Annotated in this window: 6 protein-coding genes; 5 read left to right on the top strand and 1 reads right to left on the bottom strand. The window is 73.5% G+C overall.

Annotated features, from left to right (window positions below; translation table 11 throughout):
- Positions 1-134: 134 nt before the first annotated feature.
- The 3 genes from ACWGR4_RS02725 to ACWGR4_RS02715 are packed head-to-tail and all read left to right on the top strand — an operon-like array spanning position 135 to position 3,287.
- Positions 135-662 (top strand): ABC transporter permease, encoded by a 528-nt coding sequence (locus tag ACWGR4_RS02725; protein ID WP_452133534.1) that lies wholly within the window; start codon positions 135-137, stop codon positions 660-662.
- A 4-nt stretch (positions 663-666) separates the two neighbouring features.
- Positions 667-1,527 (top strand): ABC transporter permease, encoded by an 861-nt coding sequence (locus ACWGR4_RS02720; RefSeq protein ID WP_452133535.1) that lies wholly within the window; start codon positions 667-669, stop codon positions 1,525-1,527.
- On the top strand, positions 1,524-3,287 hold the full coding sequence (locus tag ACWGR4_RS02715) for a dipeptide ABC transporter ATP-binding protein (protein WP_452133536.1): 1,764 nt from the start codon (positions 1,524-1,526) through the stop codon (positions 3,285-3,287). Before ACWGR4_RS02720 ends, ACWGR4_RS02715 begins: the two co-directional genes overlap by 4 nt.
- Here the strand turns inward: ACWGR4_RS02715 and ACWGR4_RS02710 are convergent.
- Positions 3,265-4,017 (bottom strand): TetR/AcrR family transcriptional regulator, encoded by a 753-nt coding sequence (locus ACWGR4_RS02710; RefSeq protein ID WP_452133537.1) that lies wholly within the window; start codon positions 4,015-4,017, stop codon positions 3,265-3,267. The two genes, ACWGR4_RS02715 and ACWGR4_RS02710, sit on opposite strands and share 23 nt — an antisense overlap.
- An 80-nt stretch (positions 4,018-4,097) precedes the next feature.
- Here ACWGR4_RS02710 and ACWGR4_RS02705 point away from each other — a divergent pair, with 80 nt between their 5' ends.
- Together ACWGR4_RS02705 and ACWGR4_RS02700 are read left to right on the top strand one after the other, a co-directional pair.
- Complete coding sequence (locus ACWGR4_RS02705; protein WP_379997055.1) at positions 4,098-5,585, top strand: DHA2 family efflux MFS transporter permease subunit; 1,488 nt, start codon at positions 4,098-4,100, stop codon at positions 5,583-5,585.
- A 362-nt stretch (positions 5,586-5,947) separates the two neighbouring features.
- Positions 5,948-7,543: a hypothetical protein gene (locus ACWGR4_RS02700; RefSeq protein WP_452133538.1), complete on the top strand. Its 1,596-nt coding sequence runs from the start codon at positions 5,948-5,950 to the stop codon at positions 7,541-7,543.
- Positions 7,544-7,610: the final 67 nt, after the last annotated feature.

Raw genomic sequence — 7,610 nt, 5'->3', positions numbered from 1 at the left:
CGTCCGGGCTCGCCGTGCTCCCCCCCCCACCACCGGGCCCGTGCGCTGCGGCGCCGGCGGGGGGTGCGGTTGGGTTCCGCCGGGTCCACCCCCCCCCCCCCCCCGCCGGGCGCCGGTCCGGGCTGCGTTCGGCGTTGGGCGCTTGGGAGTTGGTCGCGGTCTCCACGCCGTCGTTCTGGCTGGGCATCGTGTTGCTCACCGTGTTCTCGTTCCGGCTCCAGTGGTTCCCGGTGGCCGGCACCGAGGGTGTACAGACCCTGGTGCTGCCGGCCGTGACGCTCGCGCTGCCGATCGCGGGGGTGCTGGCCCAGGTGTTGCGCGAGGGCCTGGAGACGGCATTGGCCGAGCCGTTCGTGGTCACCGCACGAGCGCGCGGGCTGAGCCGGATCGCGGTGCGTGTGCGGCACGCGTTCCGGCACGCGGCGATTCCGCTGCTGACCCTGTCGGGCTGGCTCACCGGCACGCTGCTCGGCGGCACCGTACTGGTCGAGAAGGTCTTCGCCCGACCCGGGATCGGCGCGCTGACCCTGCAATCGGTGAACACCAAGGACATGCCGGTGGTGATGGGCGTCGTCCTGCTCGCGGCCCTGGTGTTCGTGGTGATTTCGCAGGTCACCGATCTGCTCTACCTCGTCATCGATCCACGGCTGCGAAAGGGGTGACCCGATGGCCCAGGCAACGATCGAGAGTGTCCGGCCGGTACGGATCCGGCGACGCGGCCGGGTCGGCCCCGGCGTGGCGTGCGCACTCGCCGTCCTCGTGTTGTTCGCGCTGATCGGCCTCGCCCCGGGGTGGTTCACCGACACCTCGCCGATCGAGACCGATCCGCTCGCCGCGCTCCAGGGGCCCGGCGCCGAGCACTGGTTCGGCACCGACCAGCTCGGCCGGGACGTATTCGCGCGGGTGCTGCACGGCGCCCGCCCCTCGCTGCTGCTCGGCCTGGGCGCCACCGTGTTCGCGCTGATCGGCGGCACGCTGTGGGGACTGGCCTCGGCCCTGGGCGGGCGGGTCGCCGATCAGGTGGGCATGCGACTGGCCGACATCATGCTCTCGCTGCCCGAGTTGTTGCTCGCGCTGTTCGTGGTCACCCTGCTCGGGCGCGGCACGGTCGATGTGATGATCGCGGTGGCGGTGGCGGCCATGCCCGGCTATGCGCGGCTGGTTCGTGCGGAGGCGCTGGTGGTGCGCCGATCGGGCTATGTGGAGGCGGCGGCCGGCCTCGGCCTGCGTCGCGGGGTGCTGATCGTGCGGCACGTGTTGCCGAACGCGATCGGGCCGCTCCTGGTGCTCGGCACGGTCGGCTTCGGCACCTCGCTGATCTACGCGTCCGGGCTGAGTTTCCTGGGCCTGGGCGCCCAACCGCCGTCCCCCGAGTGGGGCGCGATGCTCTCCGAGGGGCGCGGCTTCCTGGAGACCGCGTGGTGGATCGGGGTGTTCCCCGGCGCCGCGGTGACCTGCGCGGTGATCGCGGTGAACGTGGCCGGCCGACACGCCCGCACCCGCTTCGCCGGAGGGACTGCCCGATGAGCACCGATCTCGCCCCCGCCTCGAACTCGCACTCGACCCCGGCCACGCCCCTCCTGGTCGTGGACGGCCTCGACGTCGCCTTCCCCGGCCGCGAACCGGTCGTGCGGGGCGTGTCGTTCACCCTCGACCGGGGCGAATGCCTGGCCGTGGTCGGCGAATCCGGCTCCGGGAAGAGTGTCACCGCCCGCACCCTGGTCGGACTCACCGGCGGCGGCGCCCGGGTGACGGCCCGTCGGCTGGCCTTCGACGGTACCGACCTGACCGCGCTGTCCGAGAAGCGGTGGCGCGCACTGCGCGGGCGGCGGATCGGCCTGGTGCTCCAGGACGCGCTGGTCTCGCTCGATCCGCTGCGCACGGTCGGTGCCGAGGTCGCCGAGGCGCTGCGGACGCATGCGGTGTTGCCGCGCGGGCAGGTCGGTACCCGGGTGCTCGAACTGCTCACCGACGTCGGCATCCCGGATCCGGCCCGGCGGGCCCGGCAGTATCCGCACCAGCTCTCCGGCGGACTGCGCCAACGTGCGCTGATCGCCTCGGCGCTGGCCGCCGGGCCGGAATTGCTGCTCGCCGACGAGCCGACCACCGCGCTCGACGTGACCGTGCAGGCCCAGGTCCTCGCGCTGCTCGGCCGGCTCCGGGACGAGGGCACCTCGGTGCTGATGATCAGCCACGACCTGGCGGCAGTCGCCCGGCTGGCCGACCGGGTCGCGGTGATGTACGCGGGTCGCATCGTCGAACACGGGCCCACCGAGCAGGTCCTGGCCGAGCCGGAGCACTCGTACACGCGGGCGTTGCTCGCGGCGGTGCCGACCGATCGAGCCAAGGGCACCCGGCTGTCCGCGCCGGTGGGCCCCACTCGGGCGGCGACCCCACCCCCGCCCCCGGTCGGCGATGTCCTGCTCGACGTGTCCGGCATCGGCAAGAGTTTCCGCGGCCCGGACGGGACCCGGCAGCACGCGGTCCGCGACGTGTCGTTCACGGTACGTGCCGGCGAAACCCTCGGGGTGGTCGGCGAGTCCGGATCCGGCAAGACCACGGCCGCGCGGATCGTACTGGGCTGGGAGCGCCCCGACACAGGGGCCGTGCGTTTCCGGGACGCCCCGTGGAGCACGCTGCCGGAGTCCGCCCGACGGGCCTCGCGCGGCCGGATCCAGGCCGTGCAGCAGGATCCGCTCGGCTCGTTCGATCCCCGGTACTCGGTGGCCCGCATCCTCGGCGAAGCGGTCGCCGCCGCCGGGCTGCCGGGCGGCCGGCTGCGTCCCACCCGCGCAGCGCACCGGGCCCGGGTGGCCGAACTGCTCGATCTGGTGGGCCTGTCCACGGACCTGCTCGCACGTCGGCCGCGCGACATGTCCGGCGGGCAACGGCAACGGGTGGCGATCGCCCGCGCGTTGGCGCCCTCACCCGAGTTGATCGTCTGCGACGAGCCGGTCTCCGCGCTGGATGTGTCCATCCAGGCGCAGATTCTCGACCTGCTCGCCGACCTGCGGGCCGAACTGGGCCTGGCGCTGCTGTTCATCTCGCACGACCTGGGCGTGATCCGGCACGTCAGCGATCGCATCCTGGTGATGAAGGACGGCCGGGTGGTGGAGAGCGGGGACGCCGAACGGGTGTTCACCCGGCCCGAGGCGCCCTACACCCGGGAGTTGCTGGCGGCGATACCGCGTGCGCCGGGACCCGTCGACGGCGCGGCACGAGACGCCGCGCCGGAACCGGCGGAGCGCACGGCCGGGCGGGTGCTCAGCGGCGGGGCGGTGCCGTGACCGGGCCGGACGCGCGGGTGCCCGCCCCGACGACGGACGCGGGCGGGTCGGCCGATTCCACGCGCGGGATGAACGCGCGCAGGAACGTGGTCACCCCGGCGGTCACCGCGCGATGCAGGGCCACGTCGTCCACGGGCCGGGTGCCGAGCGCGGTGAGCGTGGGCAGGTCGCCGGAGATCAGCGCGAGGAACTGGTTCGCGGCGGTGACCGGGTCGTCGATGTCCAGGTGTCCGCCGTGCGCGAGCCGGGCCAGCCGGCCCGCCAGGGCGTCGACGATCCGGACCGTGCCGCCCTCGCGGATCGTGTCGTACAGGTCCGGGAAGCGGGCCGCCTCGGCGTACACCAGGCGCTGCAACGCCCAGCCCTTCTCGCCCGCCTGGCACTGCACCACGCGGTGCGCGATCGCGGTCAGGCGCGGATGCAGTTCCTCGGCGTCGGTCGGGAACGCCTCCAGGGCGGCCAGGATCCGGCCGCTGGATTCGATCGCGGCCTCGACCACGACGGTGCGGAAGAGGTTCTCCTTGCCGCCGAGGTGGTTGTAGATGGTCGGCTTGGACACGCCCGCCTCGGCGGCGATCGCGTCGATCCCGGCGAGTGTGTAGCCCTCGCGCGTGAACACCGCCTCGGCGGCGGCCAGGATCGCCCGCCGCTTGTCGATCCGGCCGCGGGTGGCGGCGGGCGCGGGGGCGGCCGGCGGCGGGGTCGTCGACCGTTTCGTTTCCTCGACCATGTTGCGACGTTACCAGACGTGCTGTTAATTTTTACTCGCGAGTTTAGTTAACTGATCTCATCGGTAACTTGGAGGCGTACATGCCCGCCGCACCCCCCGATCCCGAGACCAAGATCGACGGACCACTCCTGCGCCTGATGCTGGTGATGCTGCTCGGCGGCGTGATGGGCATCCTCGACACCACGATCGTCAACGTCGGCATCGACACCCTCGGCGCCCACTTCGACGCTCCGCTGGAAACCATCGAATGGGTGGCCACCGGCTACCTGTTGGCCCTCGCCGCGACCGTGCCGCTGGCCGGCTGGGCGGCCGGGCGCTTCGGCGGCAAGACCGTCTGGCTGACCGGCCTGATCGTCTTCCTCGCCGGCTCCGCGCTGTCCGCGGTCGCCTGGAACGCGGGCAGCCTGATCGCCTTCCGGGTGATCCAGGGCGTCGGTGTCGGCGCCCTGGAGCCGACCCTGCTGACCATGCTGGCCGTCGCCGCCGGACCCAAGCGGGCCGGGAAGATGATCGGCATCGTCGGCGCGGTGGTCACCCTCGGTCCGATCCTGGGCCCGGTGCTCGGCGGTGTTCTGCTCGAACACGTCGACTGGCGCTGGATGTTCATCATCAACCTGCCGATCGGCCTGGTCGCGCTGGCACTGGCGTACCGGCAGATCCCCGCCGACCCGCCGCGCGAGGGCGACCCGCCGCCGCTGGACGCCCGGGGCATCGCGCTGCTGTGCCCGGGATTCGCGCTGGTCGTCTACGGCCTCTCCCAGGCCGCGGGCGACAGCGGCTTCGGGGCACCGCGCGTGCTCGCGGCGCTGATCGCGGGCGTCGCGCTGATCGCCGGCTACGTCCTGCACGCGCTGCGCGCCGAGCACCCGCTGATCGACGTACGGCTGTTCCGGATCCGCGGCTTCGCCGGCGGCATCGGCGCGGTGTTCCTGACCGGCATCCTGCTCTTCTCGCTGCTGTTCCTGATCCCGCTCTACTACCAACTCGCCCGGGACCGGGGCGTGATGGCGGCCGGTCTGCTGCTGGTGCCGCAGGGGGTCGGGGTGTGGATCGGCATGCCGATCGCCGGGCAGCTGTTCGACAAGGTCGGTGCCCGGGCACTGATCCCGTTCGGCGGGGTGTTGGCCGCGCTGGGCATCCTGGGCTTCAGTACGGCCGACGGCGGCACCAACACCGCGCTGCTTGTGGGCTATTCGGTGGTGACGGGAGCGGGGCTCGGCTTCGTCGGGGCGCCGGCGATGTCGTCGGTGTTCGGCTCGGTGGCGCCCGAGTCGGTGCCCAGCGCCACGGCGGCGGTGTACCTGAGCAACCAGATCGGCGGCACGCTCGGTATCGCGATCGCCGCACTGGTCCTGCAGAACCGCTCCGAGGCGCACACGGTCGTCCCGGCCTTCCAGGGCACGTTCGGCTATCTGATCGCGATCGCCCTGGTGGTCGGCGCGGTCGGTCTGGTGCTGCGCCGCGGTCCGGCGGCGGACACGGCCGGCGCCGCGCCCGCACCCGCGCTCGCCGAAGCGGCGGAGGAAGGCGACGCGGCCCTGCCCGAACCCGCGCGCCAGGAAGCCTGATCGGCACCGGCCCGGTTCGCGTCACCACGATTCGGCGACGCGAACCGGGCTCATGGGCGATGGCGCCCATGATCGGTCCGGCGTGGCGCTTGAGGTTGTCCGGGACCGCGATGCGTCTGCCGGTGAGCACGGTCGGCGCGGGGCGGTTGCCTTGGGTGCACTCCCTGGATGGAGGCGGCCGTTCGGGTGGCGCGGGCGGTGATCGTGCAGGCGGTCGGCGCGGCGCCGGGGGTGACGCGGGTCACTCGCGTCGAGCCGAAAATCCTTGCGAACGGACCGTGAGCACGCGCCGTTCGGCGTGTCCCAAGAGCACGTGACCCGACGGGAGTCGGCGCGACGCGATGGTGCACACGGGGGACACGATGGGCGATGGCAGACAAGCGGAAGCAATTGTTCCGGTCGATCTGAGCAAGGATCGCCCGGCGGCGGCCGCTCCAACGGGCACCGACGCGGAGCCGGCCGATCGGCCGGTCGAGCGCTCCGGCGATCGGCCCGGCAACCGGTCCGGCAGCCCCGCATCGGCGGAGGAGCCGACCGGGCTGCTCTACCACCTGATCCGCTGGCCGATCCGCATCGTCGCGCTGATCGTGCTGTTGCCCGCCCGACTGGCGTGGGAACTGGTGAAGGTGGCCGGGCGCGCGGTCCGGGACTGGGTGCTGGTCCCGACGGGTCGGCTGGTCGCGGTGATCGGGCGCGGGTTGCGGTGGTTGTTGTGGGACCGGCTCTTGGTACCGATCGCGTATGCGCTCGCGGTTGTCGGCCGGGGGCTGCGTCGACTGGTCGAGAAGGTGCTGTGGCGCGGGCTGACGGCGGTTGCCCGGGTCGTGTGGCGCGGGCTTCGCTGGGCCGTGATGGGTCTGTGGCGCGGGGCGGCGGCGGTTGCCCGGGTGGTGTGGCGCGGGCTTGGCTGGGCCGTGATCGGGCTGTGGCGTGGGCTGCGGCTGCTCGGGCGATACGGGATCGTGCTGCCGCTGCGGTGGCTTCGGGATGCGGTGTTGCGGCCCCTGGCCGCCGGGCTGGTCACGGCCGGTCGGTGGGCCGGCCATGCGCTCGGGCGCACGCTGTACTACCTGGTGCTGGTGCCCGGGCGGTGGTCGTGGCGCGTGGCTCGGGGGCTCGCACGGGGCTTCGGGCGGTGGCTGTACTACGTCCTGGTCGTACCGGCGAAGGCGCTCTGGCGTGGCCTCGTCGCCTGCGGTCGGGTCGCGCTGCGCGGGGCGGGCGCCCTGCTTCGGGGTCTGGCGCTGGTGGGGCGCGGTGTCCTCGTCGTGCTTCGGTGGCTGGTACTGATCCCCGCCCGGTGGGTGTGGCGCGGCGCGGTGGTGGTGACCCGGGCCGTCGGACAGGGCCTGTACCACGGCCTGTTCGTCCCGGCGCGATGGCTCGCTCGCGGCTTCCTGCGCGGACTGCGCGCGACCGGACGCGGAATCCGCGTCGGGTTCGTCGTGCTGGTGGCGCGGCCGGCGGCCTGGGTCTGGCGCCGGGGCATCCGCCTCGGCCGCGCGACCGGACGGGGCCTGTACGTCCTCACCGTGCTCCCCGCCCGATGGGCCGGCCGCAAGGTCGTCCTCCTCGTCCGCCTGCTCGGCCGGGGCCTGTACGTCCTCACGGTGCTCCCCGCGCGATGGGCCGGCCGCAAGGTCGTGCTCGTGGTCCGGTTCCTCGGCCGGGGGCTGCGGTTCGTGATCGTGCGGCCCGCGCTGTGGGGCGGGCGGCGGGCCCGGTCGGGTGCGCGGATGGCCGGTCGCGGGCTGCGGGCGACGGTGGTGCGGCCTTCGGCATGGGTCGGTCGGACGATTGTGGCGCCCGCCGGTCGGGCGGCCCGGCGCGCCTGGGGACACACCGTCGTCCCGGTCCGGGCGGTGTTCCGCACCGTCTGGGAGCAGACCCGCCTGGCCGGCCGCGACGTACGCCGCGCGCTGGGCTTCCGCGGACGCGGCTCCTCCGACGGCAGGTAGCTCGATACCGCCATTTCGCCCCGTACCATCCCGAGAGGTCCCCCAATCATGGGGTGTCCATTGCCGA

The sequence above is a fragment of the Embleya sp. NPDC055664 genome (genome assembly GCF_053618075.1).
The sequence above is the reverse complement of the archived record's forward strand: the minus strand, read 5'-3'. Positions and strand labels throughout refer to the sequence as shown.